Origin of the sequence: Caldimonas tepidiphila (assembly GCF_003569765.1) — a bacterium.
Taxonomy (GTDB): Bacteria; Pseudomonadota; Gammaproteobacteria; order Burkholderiales; family Burkholderiaceae_C; genus Caldimonas; species Caldimonas tepidiphila.
Map to the genome: position 1 here is coordinate 25,079 of NZ_QXMG01000019.1, position 16,359 is coordinate 41,437.

General features: G+C 72.7%; 13 protein-coding genes. 7 read left to right on the forward strand and 6 right to left on the reverse strand.

From position 1 onward, the window contains the following. Positions 1-51: 51 nt before the first annotated feature. The 3 genes from D3A59_RS13675 to D3A59_RS13685 form a co-directional block, all read right to left on the reverse strand. The gene (locus D3A59_RS13675; RefSeq protein WP_205665196.1) at positions 52-990 is read right to left on the reverse strand and encodes a ferritin-like domain-containing protein; all 939 of its coding nucleotides are present in this window, start codon (positions 988-990) and stop codon (positions 52-54) included. Between the two features lie 29 nt (positions 991-1,019). After that, positions 1,020-2,189: a hypothetical protein gene (locus tag D3A59_RS13680; protein WP_119155498.1), complete on the reverse strand. Its 1,170-nt coding sequence runs from the start codon at positions 2,187-2,189 to the stop codon at positions 1,020-1,022. A gap of 138 nt (positions 2,190-2,327) precedes the next feature. After that, positions 2,328-2,705 carry a hypothetical protein gene (locus D3A59_RS13685; protein ID WP_119155499.1) on the reverse strand — a complete coding sequence of 126 codons (378 nt, stop codon included), beginning with the start codon at positions 2,703-2,705 and terminating at the stop codon, positions 2,328-2,330. 142 nt (positions 2,706-2,847) lie between these two features. Here D3A59_RS13685 and D3A59_RS13690 point away from each other — a divergent pair, with 142 nt between their 5' ends. Both D3A59_RS13690 and D3A59_RS13695 read left to right on the forward strand, forming a co-directional pair. Next, positions 2,848-3,630, forward strand: a complete 783-nt coding sequence (locus D3A59_RS13690; protein WP_119155554.1) for an SDR family oxidoreductase — start codon at positions 2,848-2,850, stop codon at positions 3,628-3,630. 155 nt (positions 3,631-3,785) lie between these two features. Continuing rightward, positions 3,786-3,995 (forward strand): hypothetical protein, encoded by a 210-nt coding sequence (locus tag D3A59_RS13695; RefSeq protein ID WP_119155500.1) that lies wholly within the window; start codon positions 3,786-3,788, stop codon positions 3,993-3,995. A 73-nt stretch (positions 3,996-4,068) separates the two neighbouring features. Here D3A59_RS13695 and D3A59_RS13700 read toward each other — a convergent pair whose 3' ends face one another. Continuing rightward, positions 4,069-4,596 (reverse strand): hypothetical protein, encoded by a 528-nt coding sequence (locus D3A59_RS13700; RefSeq protein ID WP_119155501.1) that lies wholly within the window; start codon positions 4,594-4,596, stop codon positions 4,069-4,071. Positions 4,597-4,692: 96 nt separating this feature from the next. Further along, positions 4,693-8,283: a PAS domain S-box protein gene (locus D3A59_RS13705; protein WP_119155502.1), complete on the reverse strand. Its 3,591-nt coding sequence runs from the start codon at positions 8,281-8,283 to the stop codon at positions 4,693-4,695. A gap of 208 nt (positions 8,284-8,491) precedes the next feature. Between D3A59_RS13705 and D3A59_RS13710 the strand changes: the two genes are divergently transcribed. The 5 genes from D3A59_RS13710 (at position 8,492) to D3A59_RS13730 (ending at position 15,054) form a co-directional block, all read left to right on the forward strand. Further along, positions 8,492-8,749 carry a hypothetical protein gene (locus tag D3A59_RS13710; RefSeq protein ID WP_119155503.1) on the forward strand — a complete coding sequence of 86 codons (258 nt, stop codon included), beginning with the start codon at positions 8,492-8,494 and terminating at the stop codon, positions 8,747-8,749. Positions 8,750-8,818: 69 nt separating this feature from the next. Then, positions 8,819-12,019 carry an EAL domain-containing protein gene (locus D3A59_RS13715; protein ID WP_119155504.1) on the forward strand — a complete coding sequence of 1,067 codons (3,201 nt, stop codon included), beginning with the start codon at positions 8,819-8,821 and terminating at the stop codon, positions 12,017-12,019. Between the two features lie 87 nt (positions 12,020-12,106). Next, entirely contained in the window at positions 12,107-13,276 is a 1,170-nt protein-coding gene (locus D3A59_RS13720) for a zinc-dependent alcohol dehydrogenase (protein ID WP_119155505.1), read from the forward strand. A gap of 17 nt (positions 13,277-13,293) precedes the next feature. Continuing rightward, on the forward strand, positions 13,294-13,854 hold the full coding sequence (locus tag D3A59_RS13725) for a hypothetical protein (RefSeq protein WP_240636054.1): 561 nt from the start codon (positions 13,294-13,296) through the stop codon (positions 13,852-13,854). A gap of 111 nt (positions 13,855-13,965) precedes the next feature. Further along, positions 13,966-15,054, forward strand: coding sequence for an NAD(P)H-dependent flavin oxidoreductase (locus tag D3A59_RS13730; protein ID WP_119155506.1), 1,089 nt, complete (start codon positions 13,966-13,968; stop codon positions 15,052-15,054). A gap of 21 nt (positions 15,055-15,075) precedes the next feature. On the opposite strand, the gene D3A59_RS13735 is transcribed toward D3A59_RS13730, so the two are convergent. Then, on the reverse strand, positions 15,076-16,335 hold the full coding sequence (locus D3A59_RS13735) for a cation:proton antiporter (RefSeq protein ID WP_119155507.1): 1,260 nt from the start codon (positions 16,333-16,335) through the stop codon (positions 15,076-15,078). Positions 16,336-16,359 lie beyond the last annotated feature (24 nt).

Below are 16,359 nucleotides of genomic sequence, written 5' to 3' on the forward strand. Positions count from 1 at the left end.
GCAGGCGATGCCCGACGGGATTCCGGGCATCACGGCACTGCGACCGAGAGGTCAGCTGCTGCCCTGGTCCCGCTGGCCCTCGGAGCCCGGGGCGCCACGCGGCGCGGTCGGGTCCAGCCCGTTGGCCGAGCCGCCGCCGACCGTGCCCTTGATCGGCGGGTTGTCCTCGCCGGGGCTCGAATCGTGGAACAGGCCGCCGCCCGCGGTGGGCATCGCCTCGGAGCCCGGTGCGATCCGGTCGCGGTCAGCCGGAAGGCTGCCGGTCGCCTCGGCGAGCACCGAGGCCTCGTACATGCGGCGCACCTCGACGAGGTGCTGGTTCTCCTGGTGCAGCGCCTGCGCGAAGCGCTCGGCGAGCTCCGGGTGGCCCGACTGGCGCGAGAGCGTGATCAGCAGCTCCCAGCCGGCGTTGTCCACCAGCTCGGCGTCGAGGATCACGTGCAGGCACTGCGACACCGAGGTGCGCGGGTCGGTCAGCACCTGCATCATGCCCATGCCCTCGACGCCGACCATGTCGGCGCAGGGGGTCTGGGCGGTCGGGTCGGCGCCGATCGAGTCGAGCGCGTCGGCGACCATCGCGAAGTGCTGCGCCTCCTCCATGCGGAAATGGCGCAGCCGGTCCGCCGCGCCGGCGCCGAGGCTCGCCGGGTCGGCCTCGCACTTGGCGAGCAGCGCGTCGTAGAGGCGCACGCCCGAGCGCTCGAAGGCGAGGCGCTCGCCGAGCTTGTCGATCAGCACCTGCGGGCGCCGCCCGGTGAGGAAGCCCTTGCCGGTCTCGAGCATGCCGGTCAGCGTGCCCGGCACGGGCACCGAGCCGATCGTGTCCGACTCGCTGATGTAGCGCTGGCGCATCTCGGACACCGCCTCCTTGTCGCCGAGGGAGGTGGGCACGGTGTGGTCGGTGCCCTCGCGCATCTCGCGGATGTCCAGCGGCGACATCTGGATGCCGGTGCGGTTGCGGCCGACGTGGGTCTGCGGTTTCATGGCCATGGAATGTTCCTTTCGCGGTCGGCGACGGCTCAGGCCGCGCGCCGGTTGAGTTCGGTGCCCGGGCGCCAGACGTAGCCGGCGGCCACCATCTGCGACGGCGAGCCGTCGGCGTTGAGCTGGGCGCGGTAGTCGAGCGAGCGCTGCGGCTCCTGCGCCCTGTTCACGAACTGCGAGCCGTCGGCGCGCAGGTCCACCTCGTTGGCGAGCACCTGGCGCACGAACTCGCGCTGGCTCTTGATCGGCATCGGCTCGGGCAGGTTGGCCGGCAGGATCTCGGCCGCGTCGCGGCGCTCGATGTTCTGGAACATCTCGATCGCGACGTGCAGGTGGCCGAGCTCGTAGTCGAGGAAGCGCTCCCACAGCGCCTTCAGCCGCGGGTTGGTCTCGGCGTGCGCGCAGGAGAAGTAGTTGTAGACCTCGTTGGCCTCGTGCAGCACCCACTTCTCGAGCCAGGTCTCGTTCGGGTCGATGATCGACTCGTACTGCGTGACGTGCTGCTCCTCGATCGAGGCGATCTCGGCGTAGAGCTGGCGCGCCACCGGGTCCGCGAACAGCGGCCCGATGTTCATGTAGTAGTTGTGGGTCTGCTGCTCCGCGGCCATGATGGTCAGCGCGTGCATCTTCGACAGCGGGTGCGCCTTGGTGCGGTCGTAGTGGGCGCGCAGGTCGTCCTCCGGGTGGCGGTGCTCGTCGATCGTCGGGCGGCCCGGCAGGATGTCGGTGTAGCTCTGCAGGATGTTGTTGGCATCCTTGCCCTCGAGCCGGTCGAGCAGCGCCGAGTAGCGGTACATGTGGTCGAAGTCCTCGAGCAGCCCGTAGCGGTAGACCTGCGCGAGGTACTCGTCGGGCTCGCGCAGCGCCACGCCCGCGGTCACGTCGATCGCCACCTGCTCGTAGGCGATGGTGGTCTCCAGCGGCGAGTGGTCAGGGCCGAGCAGCCAGTTGACGGTGGTCGCCTGGTGCTGCTCGACGCGGCGCACGCGCGCGAGCGTGGCACGCAGCGCCGGATCCGCGTTCATGCGCGCGGCCGAGTGCGAGAAGCGCAGCGCCTCCATCTCCAGGCCGTTGAGCAGGATCACGTTGATGCGGGTGTAGGCGTCGTCGTCGAGCTTGCTGATGGGTTTCTGGACCATGTCGCGCCACGTGAAGCGCTGCCTCTCGAGCGGACAGCCCTTGTTGTCGAGCAGGGAGAAGATCATCGGAACCTCCGGGAAGCGGAAAAGGTGGTGCAGAAGGCGCGCGGCGCCGACCCTCGCGCCGGCGCCGCCCCCCGTTCGGGGGAGTCAGCAATCGGGAGACCCGCGGCGGCGGCGCGCCGGGGCCGTCCCCTCAGGCCCTCAGGAAGAGATGCCCGGGTCGTCGTTGCGCGGCGCCCACTCGTCGCCCACCTCCTGGCGCAGCATCTCGGCGAGTTCGTCGATCACCGCCTCGTCGACCACCTCGCCGAAGCGCTTGCCCAGCACCTTCTTCGGGCGGTAGGGCCCGTCCTCGACGTACAGGTAGTCGCCCTTGTCGTCGTGCGGCGTCGAGATCGCCGGATCCTGGTAGCGCATCGCGAACCAGCGCCGCATCGCGCGGATCTGCAACTCGGGCGGCGCATCGCGCAGCCAGCCGTCCTGTGGGTCGAAGCGCGGGTCGTTGATGTCGCCCGCCTCGGGCGGCAGGTCGTAGCCCTCGGGGGAGAGGATCTGGGATTTCTGGGGAGTGCTGCTCATCGGGAATCCTCGCGACGCCGGCACGGCGCCTCCGGAGCGGGCGCCTCCGATGCACGGCGGAGATGCAAGACCGGCAGCAAGCCCCTTGCCCGGCGCGCCCGGGCTGCGCGAGGGGCGCGCCCCGCTGCGCCAGAATCGGCGCATGGACACGACGACTTCCGAACCCCTCTCCCCCCTGCTGCTCGTGACCGGCGCGAGCCGCGGCATCGGCGCGGCCTGCGCGCGGCTCGCCGCAGCCGCCGGCTGGACGGTGGCAGTGAACTACGCGAGCCGCGCCGACGCGGCGCAGGCGCTGGTGCGCGAGATCGAGGCGCAGGGCGGGCGCGCCTTCGCGCTGCAGGCCGACGTGGCCGACGACGCGCAGGTGCGGCGCCTGTTCGACGCGCTCGACCGCGAGGCCGTCGCGCGCGGGCTGCGGCTGCGCGGCCTCGTCAACAACGCCGGCGTGGTGGACGTCGCGGCGCGCGTCGACGCGATGGACGCTGCACGGCTGCAGCGCATGTTCGCGGTCAACGTGTTCGGCAGCTTCCACTGCGCGCGCGAGGCGCTGCGGCGCATGAGCACGCGCCACGGCGGCACGGGCGGCAGCATCGTGAACCTGTCCTCGAGCGCGGCGCGCACCGGCGGCGCCGGGCAGTACGTGGACTACGCGGCGAGCAAGGGCGCGATCGACACCTTCACGGTCGGGCTCGCGCGCGAGGTGGCCGACGAGGGCGTGCGCGTCAACGCGGTGCGCCCTGGCGTCACCGACACCGAGATCCACGCCAGCGGCGGCCAGCCCGGCCGGGCCTGGGAGCTCGCGCCGCAGATCCCGCTGCGGCGCCCGGGCCGCGCCGACGAGATCGCGCAGGCCGTGCTCTGGCTGCTGTCGGACGCGGCGAGCTACACCACCGGCGCGCTGCTCGACGTGTCGGGAGGGCGCTGAACGAAAGTCGGCGTGCCGCCAACTGCGACCGTGACGGAATCGCGCCGCGCGCGTTTCACGTGAAACAGCGGCGACGCGGCGCCGGGGGCGGCCGGGACAATTCGTGCCCACGCCCGCCGGGATCGGCCCGATGGCGCGCGGTTCACGAGGTTCCCATGGATTTCATCTGGAAGGTCTGGCGCCGCCAGCCCAGGCTCGGCCTGTACCTGCTCGGCCATGTCGCGATCCTGCTCGGCGCCTGGGGCACCGAGGAGAGCGGCTCGATGCTGCCGCTCGCGCTCGGCTCCTCGGCCGCGCTGATGCTGATGGTGCCGCTGCTGCGGCAGCTGCTCGCTCGTTTCCGCTCCCGCCGGACGCAGCGCTGAGGCGCGCCCGCGCCCGGGGCGCGGGCGCGTCCTTCACGGGGCAGGCGGCGCGGCGCGCCGCCCGGTCAGGGGCTCAGCGGTGGACGTGCTCGCCGTTGTAGGACTTCCACTCGCGCTCGAAGTAGTCCGCATCCTCCTCGGAGCGCGGACGCACGCCCATCAGGATGCCGCCGTTCTTGACGCCTTCCTCGTAGTGCTTGACGCGCTCCTCGGGGATGCCCCAGCCGATCAGTGCGCCGAGCAGGCCGCCGCTGGCCGCACCGGCCCCGGCGCCGGCGAGCGCCGCGGCGATCGGGCCGGCCACCACAAGGCCCAGGCCGGGAATCGCGATCGAGGTGCCGACCGCCGCCACCGCCGCGGCAATCGCGCCGATCGTGCCGCCGATCGCGCCGCCGATGCCGGCGCCCTCGGCCGCCTTGTTGCCGAGCTCGGTCTGCTGCTGCTGCGCGCCCGCGCCGGAGAAATGCTGCTGCCGGGTCGCGTCCGACATGACGACGTCGACGTCATTGTTGCCGTAACCGCGCGCGGTGAGGGACTGGTAGGCGCGCTCGGCGCTGTCGCGGTCGCGGAACAGCCCGGTGACGATTCGGGTATTGGGCATCTTTGAACTCCTTTGCTGTGAGGTTCGGGGCGTCCGAAATCCGATTCGGACGGCTCCCGGAGTTCCAGCAATCGGAGTTCCCGGCCCGCAGGGCGCTCAGCCCGCCGAGCCCGCCCCGCGCTGCCGCAGGAAGCGCTCGAACTCCGCAGGCGGCACCGGGCGACAGAGGTGGTAGCCCTGCGCCTCGTCGCAGCCGGCCTCCGCCAGGAAGCCGAACACCTCGGCGGTCTCGACACCCTCGGCGACCACGCGCAGCTTCAGCGTGTGGGCGAGGTGGATGATGGCCTGCGCCAGGGGCCCCACGCTGACCTCCTCGGCGGGCTGGCTCAGGAAGCTGCGGTCGAGCTTGAGCACGTCCAGCGGGAAGCGCCGCAGGTAGGCGAGCGAGGAGTGGCCGGTGCCGAAGTCGTCCACCGCGAGGCGCAGGCCCAACGCCCTGAGCCGCCCGAGCGTGCCCGCGGCGCTGTCCGGATCCTGCATCAGCGAGCTCTCGGTCAGCTCGAGCTCGAGCAGCGCCGCCGCCATGCCCGCGCTGCGCAGCGCCTCGTCGACCTTGGCCACCAGCCCGCGGTCGTGCAGCTGGCGCGGCGACAGGTTCACCGACACGCTCAGCGGCCGGCCGAAGTCCCGCACCCACTGCTGGTTCTGCCGGCAGGCCTGCTGCAGCACCCAGGTGCCGATCGGCCCGATCAGCCCGGTCTCCTCGGCCAGCGGGATGAACTGCGCCGGCGGCACGTTGCCGAGCTGCGGGTGCCGCCAGCGCAGCAGCGCCTCGCTGCCGACCACCTCGAGCGTGGCGACGTCGAGCCGCGGCTGGTAGTGCACCTCGAACTCCTCGCGCTCGAGCGCGCGGCGCAGCGCGCTCTCGAGCGTGAGCCGCGTGCGCGCCTCCTCCTGCATCTGCGGCGTGTAGAAGCGGTAGCCGTTGCGCCCCGCGGCCTTGGCGCGGTACATCGCCGCGTCGGCGTTCTGGAACAGCGCCTCCTTCGTGCAGCCGTCGCGCGGGTAGAGGCTGATGCCGATCGAGGCGCCCACGAAGACCTCCTGCGCGCCGAGCTCGAGCGGGCTGGCGAGCCGCTCGAGCAGCTTCTCGGCCACCGCCACCGCCGACTTCGCGCCCTGGCTGCTGGGCAGCACCACGACGAACTCGTCGCCGCCGAGGCGCGCCACCAGGTCGCCGGGGCGCAGGTGCTCGCGCAGCCGCTGCGCGACGTCCTTGAGCAGCCGGTCGCCGGCCTCGTGCCCCATCGAGTCGTTGACCTCCTTGAAGTGGTCGAGGTCGATGAACAGCACCGCGAGCGACTCGCCGCGCAGCGCCGCGGCGCCGATCATCGCGTCGGTGCGCTCGTTGAGCAGGCTGCGGTTGGGCAGGTCGGTGAGCAGGTCGTGCGTGGCGAGCTGCTCGAGCCGGCGCTCGGTGCGCTTGCGCTCGGTGATGTCGTTGAGGAAGGCGGTGAGCGTGAGCGGCGCGCCCTGCGCGTCGCGCTCGATGTGGGCGTTCATCAGCACGCTCACCTCGCTGCCGTCGCGGTGCCGCAGCGCCACGTCGTCGAGCTCGAAGGTGTTGCGGCCGCTGCGGTCCCCGGGCAGGAAGGCGCCGCCGAGCGGGCAGTCGCTGAACAGGACCGACAGCGGCTGCCCGACGAGCTCGGCCTGTGCGTAACCCGTCATGCGGCACAGCGCCGGGTTGACCTCGGCGAAGCTCAGGTCGGCCGCGGCGACGAAGTAGCCCTCGGTGGTGCTGTCGATCAGCCGCGCAAAGCGGGCCTCGCTCCTCGCGAGCGCGATCTCCGCCGCCTTGCGCTCGGTGATGTCGTGGAAGAAGACCGACAGGCCGCCGTCGCCCGAGGGATAGGCGCGCACCCACAACCAGACTCCGCGCGGCGCGTAGAAGGCCTCGAACTGCACCGACTGCCGCATCGTCGCCACCTCGAGGAACTCGCGCTCGAAGACCGTGCCCCGCAGTCCCGGCTCCACCTCGTCGAAGAGGTGGCGGCCGAGCAGCCGCTCGGGCGGGATGTCGGTCCAGGGGTGGGCGGCGGAGTTGAAGTAGGTGACGCGCAGCTCGCGGTCGAACGAGAAGAAGGCGTCGTCGATGCTCTCGAGCACCGTTTCCAGGCGCTCGTTGGCCTGCTGCAGCGCCTGCTTCGCGCGGCGCTGCTCGGTGACGTCGCGCGCGGTCGCGTAGAGCATGCCCTGCTGCGGCACCCACTTGGCCGACCAGGACAGGTGGATCGTCGTGCCGTCCTTCCTGAGCCAGCGGTTCTCGAAGTCGCGCAGCTCCCCCGGGCCGTCCGCCAGCTGCCCGCGCCACGCGGCGAGGGCCTGCTGCAGGTCCTCGGGATGCACGAGCTCGTGCCAGCGGCGTCCGAGCAGCTCCTGCGGCTCGAAGCCCGTCATGCGGCAGCCCGCCGGGTTGACGCGCAGCAGGCGCCCTTCCCCGTCCACGGTGCAGATCAGGTCCAGCGAGTTGTCGACCAGCTTGCGGTTCTCGTCGTTCAGCGCCTGCAGCCGCTGCTCGATCTCGCGCTGCTCGGTGACGTTGCGCGAGAGCCCGCGGTAGCCGGCGAAGACGCCGTCGCGCCACATCGGCTCGCCGATGATGGAGACGTGGCGCACGCCCAGGTCCCGGTGCGGATGGGCGACGTAGACGATGTCGCGGAAGGGTTCCCGCCGCGAGAAGCTGTCGAGGTAGGCGCGCAGGCCCGGGTCCTGCGGGTCCGCCGCGATCTCCTGGCGCGTCCTGCCGAGCAGCACCTCGGCGCTGCCGCCGAGCCAGCCGGCGGCGCCGTCGCTTACCAGCGTGAAGTGCCCCTCGGCATCGGTCTCCCAGTACCAGTCGGAGGACAGGCGGGTGAGGCGGCGGTAGCGCTCCTCGCGCTCGAGCAGCTGCTGGCGGATGGCGCGCGCCTCGGTGATGTCGCGCGAGATCGCGATCGCGCCGACCATCTCGCCGCCATGCGGGTCGAACAGCACCCGGGTGAGCGTGGAGACCCAGACATGGCTGCCGTCCCTGCGCTGCACGCGCAGCTCGAGCGGCGCCGGCGCGCGCCGCGTGCGCACCTGCGCGGAGACCTCGGCGAGCACCGTCGGCACGTCCGCGGGATGGATCATCTCGTAGGCGTTGCGGCCGAGCATCTCCACGCCTTCGTAGCCGAGCAGCTGCCGGCACGAGGGCGAGACATAGACATGGTGGCCGTGGACATCGTAGTGCGCGATCAGGTCGCTCGCGCTCTCGGCGATCAGCCGATGTTCGGCCTCGCTGCGCGCGAGCTGGTCCTGCAGCTCGTACCAGTGCGTGACGTCGCAGATCGTGCCGGTGTAGCCGATGTAGCGCCCGGCGGCGTCGACGCAGGCCGCGCCGATGCTCTTCATCCAGCGGATCGTGCCGTCGCTGCGCACGATGCGGTACTCGACCTCGTAGTCCTCGCGCGCGTTGCGTGCGCGTGTCACGAAGTCGACGACCTGCGGCCGGTCCTCGGGATGCATGAACCGGCGCCAGACCTGCGTCGAGAACTGCTCGGCGCGGTCGAGGTAGGCACGCGCCTCGCGATTGAGCTGGATGCAGACCAGGTTCTCGTCGGTGGTCCAGACCAGCAGCCGCACCCGGTCGGCGAGCCGGCGCATCGCCGCCTCCGTGCCTGCCGTCCCGCTCCCGTCGCCCACCCACTTTTCCATTGGTTTCATCGATGCATCTCCTCAACGACCAGTCCCCGGCGCGGCGCGCCGCAGGACCGGCGCACCCGCAGGACTCGCCTTCCGGCGTTTTCGACTCGCCCCCGGCCTTCCTGAGCGCAAAGGGGGCCGTGCACAGGAAATATTCGACACGACGGCCCTGCGGGCACATGCCTTGCCGCAAGCCCGACGCCAACCTCACTCAAAAAGGAGCTTGCAGATGCAGGAAATCGACCAGCAGCCGGGCCCGGGGAGCGACCTCGACGAGATCTACCGCCAGCTGAAGCGGGGCATCGGTCACGAGCACGTGAACGACGACAACGTCTTCGCGCTGATCGAGCGCGCCGAGCGCGACGGCAACGCGCTGATCGCGCAGGAGTTGCGCGAATGGCAGGCGCCGTGCCGTCCCGACGACCGCGGCCTGCCCTCCACCGTCGCGCCCACGCGCGGCTTCAACCGGGAAAATGCCAAGCGGTGACGCGGCACCCCGGCAAGGCGCCTCCCGCGGCGCTGCGGGAGGCCGGCGCGCGCCTTCCCGGCGGGACGCATGAGCCCGCCGGCGTCCCGCCTCCCCGCCCCGCCCGCGCCTCCCGGACGGGCACTGGCGGGCCTGCGGCGGCAGACGCTGAGCTTCGCGGCGCTGCTCGGGCTGATGCTGCTGTGCGGGCTGCTGGCCCTGTCGCTGCAGCAGGGGGCCGGGCGCGAGGCGCGCACCGGGCTCGACCACGAGGCCCGCGAGTTGGCGCTCGCGCTGCAACTGCAGGGCGCGGCCTCGCGCATGGCGGCGGCGAGCCGCGCCTACCTCCTGTCCTGGGATTCCGGCTACCGTGAACAGTACGAGGCCGCGCGCGACGAGGTGCAGCGCACGCTGTCGCGACAGGGGCCGCAGGACGAGGAGTCGCGCCGCGTCGCGGACGCCGCGCAGGCCGCGTTCCGGCAGTACGCGGCCAGCGCAGACCGCATCGCCCGCTACGTCGAGGGCGCACTCGCCGAGGCCGAGGTGCGGGACCCGATGTGGCTGTGGCGCACCGAGATCCAGCCGGCACAGGAACGCTTCCAGCAGCGGCTGGCCGAGCAGGCCGCGCTGCACCAGGATCGCTTCGATGCGGCACGCGAGCGCAGCGCACGGCTCGACCGCGCCGCGACCTGGTTCGGCTGGAGCAGCCTGGCGCTGCTGCTCGCCTCGGCGGCGCTGGCGATCTGGACCTATCGCGGCCTGCTGCACGGCAGTCGCGAGAGCCACCGCGCCACGCGCGAGGTCCTCGAGGCGCTGCGGCGCTCCGAGGAGCAGCTGCGCCTGACGCTCGAGGGGGTCATCGACCACGCCATCGTGCAGCTCGACCGCGAGGGCCGCGTCGCGAGCTGGAACGCCGGCGCGCGCCACATCCTCGGCCACGAGGAGGCGCAGGTGATCGGCGAGCCCTTCGACCTGTTCTTCGCGCCGGCCGAGCGCGAGGCCGGCCTGCCGCACCGCATGCTCGAGGCGGCGGCGCGCCAGGGCCGCCATGCCGAGGACTGCTGGCAGCTGCGCGCCGACGGGCGGCGCTTCCGGGCCGGCATGAGCCTCTCGGCGCTGCATGCCGGCGACGGCAGCGTGCGCGGCTACGTGCAGGTCTGCCACGACATCTCGGCGCGCTTCGAGCTCGAGGAGCGGCTGCGCGCGGCGCTGGCGCAGAACGAGTTCGTGCAGCAGGCCGCGCGCATCGGCGTGTGGCGCTGGAACCCCGAGACCGAGGAGGTCTGGTGGTCCGACTCGTTCAAGGCCCAGCTCGGCTACATGCCGCACGAGATCGGGAGCTCCTTCGCCACCTTCGACGCGCTGCTGCACCCGGACGACCGCGAGCAGGCCTGGAACATGGCGCGGGAGGTGCGCGAGCACCGCCGCGGCGGCTACGAGAACACCTTCCGGCTGCGCCGGCGCGACGGCAGCTGGCAGTGGACACTGACGCGCGGCGAGTGGTACGCGCCGCCCGGTGCGCCGGGCAGCGCGCAGCTGCTCGGCGTGCACCTGGACATCAGCGCGCTGATCGAGGCCAACCAGCGGCTCGCCGCCGAGCGCGAGGCGGCGCTCGTGACGCTGCACTCGATCGGCGAGGGCCTGATCGTCACCGACCGGCAGGGCCGTGTCGAGCAGCTGAACCAGAGCGCCTGCGCGATGACGGGCTGGAGCGAGGACGAGGCGCGCGGCCGCCCGGTGGGCGAGGTGCTGCGGCTCGTCGACGAGCTCAGCGGCCGCGCCCTCCCCGACCCGGTCGGCGCCTGCCTGGAGCCGGGCGGAAGCGGGCCCGGGCACGCCGCGCACGTGGCGCGGCTGCTCGCGCGCGACGGCCGCGAGATCCCGCTGGAGACCTCGGTGGCGTCGATCGAGATCGGCGGCGAGCGCCGCGGCGCGGTGCTGGTGTTCCGCGACGTCAGCGAGGCGCGGCGCCTGGTGCGCGACATGGCCTGGGAGGCGAGCCACGACGCGCTCACCGGGCTGCTGAACCGGCGCGAGTTCGACCGCCGGCTCGCGCGCGTGCTGGCGCAGGCCGACCGCAGCGCGCAGCACGCGCTGCTGTACTTCGACCTCGACCGCTTCAAGGTCGTCAACGACAGCTGCGGCCACGCCGCCGGCGACGAGTTGCTGCGCCAGCTCGCGCGGCTGGTGGAGGGTCGGCTGCGCGAGCGCGACTCGTTCGCGCGCATGGGGGGCGACGAGTTCGCGGTGCTGCTCGAGCACTGCTCGCTGCCGCACGCGCGCACCGTGGCCGACAACATCCTCGCCGCGCTGCGCGACTGGCGCTTCGTCTGCCACGGCCGCGCCTTCCAGGTCGCGGCGAGCATCGGCGTGGTGCCCTTCACGTCGCAGCAGCACGACGCCGAGGAGTTGATCCGCCGCGCCGACCATGCCGCCTACGCCGCCAAGCAGGCCGGCCGCAACCGCGCCGTGGTGCACGGGCCGGGCGAGGCGCTGATCGAGCAGCGCCAGCGCGACTCCGACATCCTGCACCGGCTCGACGACGCGCTGCGCGTGGACCGCTTCGAGCTGCACGCGCAGCCGATCGTCGCGGTCGACGCCTCGCGCCAGCACCAGCAGGGCGAGCACTGCGAGATCCTGCTGCGGCTGCGCGACGAGAACGGCGCGCTGATGCCGCCCGCGAGCTTCCTGCCCGCCGCCGAGCGCTACGACCTGATGCCCGAGCTCGACCGGCGCGTGGTCGACAAGACGCTGCGTGCGCTCGCGCGCATGCCCCGGCGCCTCGAGCAGCTGAAGCTGTGCACGATCAACCTGTCGGCGCGCACGCTCGGCGACGCCGGCTACGCCGCGCACGTCGAGCGGCTGCTGCGCGAGACCGGCGTGCCGGCGGCCAAGATCTGCTTCGAGATCACCGAGACCGCGGCGATCGCCGACCTGCCGCGCGCGCAGGCCTTCGTCGAGCGGCTGCGCTGGATCGGCTGCCGCTTCGCGCTCGACGACTTCGGCACCGGCATGGCGTCCTTCGCCTACCTGAAGCAGCTGCCGGTGGACTACATCAAGATCGACGGCTCCTTCGTGACGTCGCTCGCGACCAGCGCGATCGACCTGAGCATGGTGCGCGCGATCAACGACATCAGCCACGAGATGGGCCGCCAGACCATCGCCGAGTTCGTGCCCGACGAGGCCACGCTCGAGGTGCTGCGGCGCCTGGGCATCGACTTCGCGCAGGGCTGGGGCGTGGGCCGGCCGGTGCGGCTGGAAGCCGAGATCGAGACCGAGGCCGGCGCCTGAGCCCCTCCCGCCCCGCGGCCGGCGCGCCGTTTGCCTCGCGCTCGTGCATCGCCCCCTTTTCTCAACCACCCCAGGGAGAACCGACAAATGCGAGCACTCAGATGGCACGGCAAGCACGACATCCGCTGCGACACGGTGCCCGACCCCGGCATCGAGCACGGGCGTGACGCGATCATCAAGGTCTCGAGCTGCGCGATCTGCGGCTCCGACCTGCACCTCTTCGACGGCTTCATGCCGGGCATGAAGGAGGGCGACATCGTCGGCCACGAGTTCATGGGCGAGGTGGTCGAGGTCGGCGCGGACAACAAGAAGCTGAAGGTCGGCGACCGCGTGGTCGTGCCCTTCACGATCATCTGCGGCGAATGCGAGCAGTGCCGCCGCGGCAACTTCTCGGTCTGCGAGCGCAGCAACCGCAACAAGGACCTCGCCTCGAAGGTGTTCGGCCACACCACGGCCGGCCTGTTCGGCTACACGCACCTCACCGGCGGCTATGCCGGCGGGCAGGCCGAGTACGTGCGCGTGCCCTTCGCGGACATGACGCACGTGAAGATCCCCGACGGCCTCACCGACGAGCAGGTGCTCTTCCTCGGCGACATCTTCCCCACCGGCTGGCAGGCCGCGGTGCAGTGCGACATCGAGCCCACCGACACGGTGGCGATCTGGGGCGCGGGGCCGGTGGGCCAGTTCGCCGCGCGCAGTGCGCTGCTGCTGGGCGCCAGGCAGGTGGTGATGATCGACCGGCTGCCCGACCGGCTCAGCATGGCGCAGGCCGGCGGCGCGATCCCGATCAACTTCGAGGAGGAGAGCGTGGTCGAGCGGCTGATGGAGCTGACCCAGGGCAAGGGCCCGGAGAAGTGCATCGACTGCGTCGGCATGGAGGCGCACGTGACGCGCTCGCTCGACTCGGTGATGGACCGCGCCAAGCAGGCGGTGATGAGCGAGAGCGACCGCCCGCACGTGCTGCGCGAGATGATCTACGTGTGCCGCCCGGCCGGCACGATCTCGATCCCCGGCGTCTACGGCGGCATCGTCGACAAGATCCCCTTCGGCGCGGCGATGAACAAGGGCCTGACCTTCCGCATGGGCCAGACCCACGTGAACCGCTGGACCGAGGACCTGCTGCGCCGCATCCAGGAGGGGCAGATCGACCCGTCCTTCGTCATCACGCACAGCGTCGGCCTCGAGCAGGGGCCCGAGATGTACAAGACCTTCCGCGACAAGCACGACGGCTGCATCAAGGTCGTGCTCAAGCCCTGAACCGGAGAGACCGAGCCATGGAAACCTCCTACACCTCCCACCCCGCCTACCGCCCGGTGAAGAACCCGAACTCGCCGCCGCGCGCGTTCGCGCGGCGCCTGGGCTGGTTCAGCATCGGGCTCGGCATCGCCGAGCTGCTGTTCCCGCGCGCGATCTCGCGCACGCTCGGCGCGCGCCGCGACCGCTCGCGCCTCGTGAGCGCCTACGGGCTGCGCGAGATCGCCACCGGCGTCGGCCTGCTCGCGAGCCACAACCCGCGCCCGTGGGTGATCGGCCGCATGGCCGGCGACGCGCTCGACCTCGCGACGCTGCTGCCGCTCGTGCGCGGCCTGCATCCGCGCCGCCTCACCGCCGCCTCCGCGATCACCGCGGTGGCCGGCATCGCCGCGCTCGACTGGTACTGCGAGCGGCGCCTCGCCGCCGAGCAGCAGCGCCGCAACGCCGTCTGGCGCGACTACAGCGACCGCAGCGGCCTGCCCAAGCCCGCCGCCGAGATGCGCGGCGCGGCGGCCAACGACGGGGTGATCCCGCGCGACATGCGCGCGCCCGAGGCGATGCGGCCCTACGGCACCGCCTGAGCGGAAGCCGACGATCCCCGGGCCTGCGGGCCGCGGGGGATCGTTCCGGCGGCCCCGTGCCGGGGAGGAGAATCGGCGTTCCGCCCACTTCCTCCCGCACACGAGGCCCCGATGCACGACCTCCTGAAACGGCTCCGGCTGGAGCACCCCATCATCCTCGCGCCGATGGCCGGCGAGGCCAGCTGCGCGGCGCTGCCGGCGGCCGTCAGCGAGGCCGGCGGGCTCGGCAGCGTCGGCGTCGCCTACCTGGCGCCGGCGCGCATCACGGCGCTCGCGGCCGAGCTGCGCACGCTCACCTCGCGGCCCTTCGCGCTGAACCTGTTCTGCCCCCTGCCCCACTCGGTGGACGCCGCGCGCGTCGAGGCCTTCAACGCGCGGCTCGCCGGCTGGTTCGCAGAGCTCGGCCTGCCGCCGCCGGCGCTGCCCGGGCGCGTCGAGGAGGATTTCGACGCGCAGTTCGCCGCGGTGCTCGAGGCCCGGCCGGCGGTCGTGAGCTTCACCTTCGGCGATCCCGGCGCCGGGCGCATCCGCGCGCTGCAGGACGCAGGCGCGCAGGTCTGGGGCACCGCCACGCACGCGGCCGAGGCGCTGCGGCTGCAGGCCAGCGGCGTCGACGCCGTGATCGCGCAGGGCGCGGAAGCCGGCGGCCACCGCGGCAGCTTCATCGGCCCGCGCGACGCCGGCCTGATCGGCACGATCGCGCTGGTGCCGCAGCTCGTCGACGCGCTGGCCGAGGCGGCGCAGTCGCAGGGCCGCGCGCCAGTGCCGGTGATCGCCGCCGGGGGCATCGCCGACGCGCGGGGCGTGCGCGCGGTGCAGGCGCTCGGCGCCGCCGCGGCGGCGGTCGGCACCGCCTTCCTCGTCGCCGACGAATGCCCGCTGTCGGCGCCCTACCGCGAGGCGCTGCTCGGCGCCGACGGCGCCGACACCGTGCTGACGGCCGCGTTCTCGGGACGCTGGGCGCGCGGGCTCGGCAACGAGTTCACGCGCGCCTTCGAAGGCGCGGCCGAGCGCGGCGAGCTGCCGGACTTCCCGCTTCCGAACGCGCTGACGCGGCCGATGCGCCAGGCGGCCGCGAAGGCGGGCCGTGCCGGGCTGCTGAGCCTGTGGGCCGGCCAGGCGGTGGGGCTCGCGCGGGCACGGCCCGCGGCAGAGATCCTGCGCGAACTCGCGACAGGCTGGGACCGCACGGCGGGCTGAGGCCTGCGCGGCAGGCGCCCCTCAGGCGCCCTGCTCCTGCTCGCGGCGCTTGCGGTAGCGCTCCATCAGCGGCGTCGCCGACACGCCGTGCACGATGATCGACACCGCGATCGTGACCAGCGCGGCGTCGGCGACCTCGCGGGCCCAGTCGGCCGGCGCGCCGTGCGCGATCGCATAGCTCAGGTAGTAGATCGAGCCGACGCCGCGGATGCCGAACCAGGCCACCAGCCGGCGCTGGTGCGGGGGCATCAGCTGCCGCGGCAGCACCAGCAGCACCGTCAACGGCCGCACCACCAGCAGCATCGCCGCCGCATAGGCCAGCAGCAGCAGCGACCACTCGACGGTGGCGAGCAGCGCGCCGATCAGCAGCACGACCGTCACCTCGACGAGGTGCTCGCACTGCCCGGCGAAGCGCACCAGGCGCGACGAGTGCGTCGCCTCGGTCTCGCTCGGCGGCGCGGCCGCGATCACCCCAGCAAGGCTCTGACGTTCCACGTGAAACACTCCGGCACCCGCAGCAAACACTGCGAGGAAGCCGTAACTGTGGATCTGCAGTGCGAGGCCGTAGGTCAGCGCGATCACGCCGAGCACCAGGAACTCCTCGGACTCGATCGCGAGGCCGCGTGCGCGCAGCACCACCACGGCGCGCCCGACGCCGATGCCGCACAGCCAGCCCAGGCCGATGCCGGCGGCGATCGCCCACAGCACGTCCACCGCGAACCAGCGCCAGCCCCAGTCGCCGATCTCGTGCACGCCGAACAGGCCCAGCGCCAGCATCACCGCCGGGAAGGCGGTGCCGTCGTTGATGCCGCCCTCGGCCGTCAGCGACAGCCGCACCGCGTCGCGGTCGTCGGGCGAGTGGACCTGCACCTCGGAGGCGAGCACCGGGTCGGTGGGCGACAGCACGGCCGCCAGCAGCACCGCCGCCGCCACCGGCAGGTCGAGCAGCGCGTAGCCCGCCAGCGCCGCAAGAAAGGTCGTCGCCACCATGCCGGCGCCAGCGAGCCGGATCGGCGCGCGCCAGCGGGGCGCCGACAGCGGCATGCGCATGCGCAAGCCCACCGCGAACAGCGTGATCAGCACCGCGATCTCGGTGATCACCTCCAGCACCTTCGCGTGCCGCACCGGATCGAGCGCGAGCAGCCCCGAGCCTTCCTGGCTGATGCCCCAGCCGATCGCGAGATAGATCAGCGCCGGCGACAGCGGCAGGCGTTCGACGATGCGGCGCGACAGCGCCATCACGACCAGCACGGCGCCGACCAGGATGAACCAGGTCACCATGCGGCACCTCGGGAGCGGGGCGGA

Coding starts and splice junctions, on each gene's coding strand:
- D3A59_RS13725 (WP_240636054.1), top strand. CDS start 13,294: ATGGAAACCTCCTACACCTCCCACCCCGCCTACCGCCCGGTGAAGAAC.
- D3A59_RS13730 (WP_119155506.1), top strand. CDS start 13,966: ATGCACGACCTCCTGAAACGGCTCCGGCTGGAGCACCCCATCATCCTC.
- D3A59_RS13685 (WP_119155499.1), bottom strand. CDS start 2,705: ATGAGCAGCACTCCCCAGAAATCCCAGATCCTCTCCCCCGAGGGCTAC.
- D3A59_RS13735 (WP_119155507.1), bottom strand. CDS start 16,335: ATGGTGACCTGGTTCATCCTGGTCGGCGCCGTGCTGGTCGTGATGGCG.
- D3A59_RS13690 (WP_119155554.1), top strand. CDS start 2,848: ATGGACACGACGACTTCCGAACCCCTCTCCCCCCTGCTGCTCGTGACC.
- D3A59_RS13700 (WP_119155501.1), bottom strand. CDS start 4,596: ATGCCCAATACCCGAATCGTCACCGGGCTGTTCCGCGACCGCGACAGC.
- D3A59_RS13715 (WP_119155504.1), top strand. CDS start 8,819: ATGAGCCCGCCGGCGTCCCGCCTCCCCGCCCCGCCCGCGCCTCCCGGA.
- D3A59_RS13710 (WP_119155503.1), top strand. CDS start 8,492: ATGCAGGAAATCGACCAGCAGCCGGGCCCGGGGAGCGACCTCGACGAG.
- D3A59_RS13705 (WP_119155502.1), bottom strand. CDS start 8,283: ATGAAACCAATGGAAAAGTGGGTGGGCGACGGGAGCGGGACGGCAGGC.
- D3A59_RS13675 (WP_205665196.1), bottom strand. CDS start 990: ATGGCCATGAAACCGCAGACCCACGTCGGCCGCAACCGCACCGGCATC.
- D3A59_RS13695 (WP_119155500.1), top strand. CDS start 3,786: ATGGATTTCATCTGGAAGGTCTGGCGCCGCCAGCCCAGGCTCGGCCTG.
- D3A59_RS13720 (WP_119155505.1), top strand. CDS start 12,107: ATGCGAGCACTCAGATGGCACGGCAAGCACGACATCCGCTGCGACACG.
- D3A59_RS13680 (WP_119155498.1), bottom strand. CDS start 2,189: ATGATCTTCTCCCTGCTCGACAACAAGGGCTGTCCGCTCGAGAGGCAG.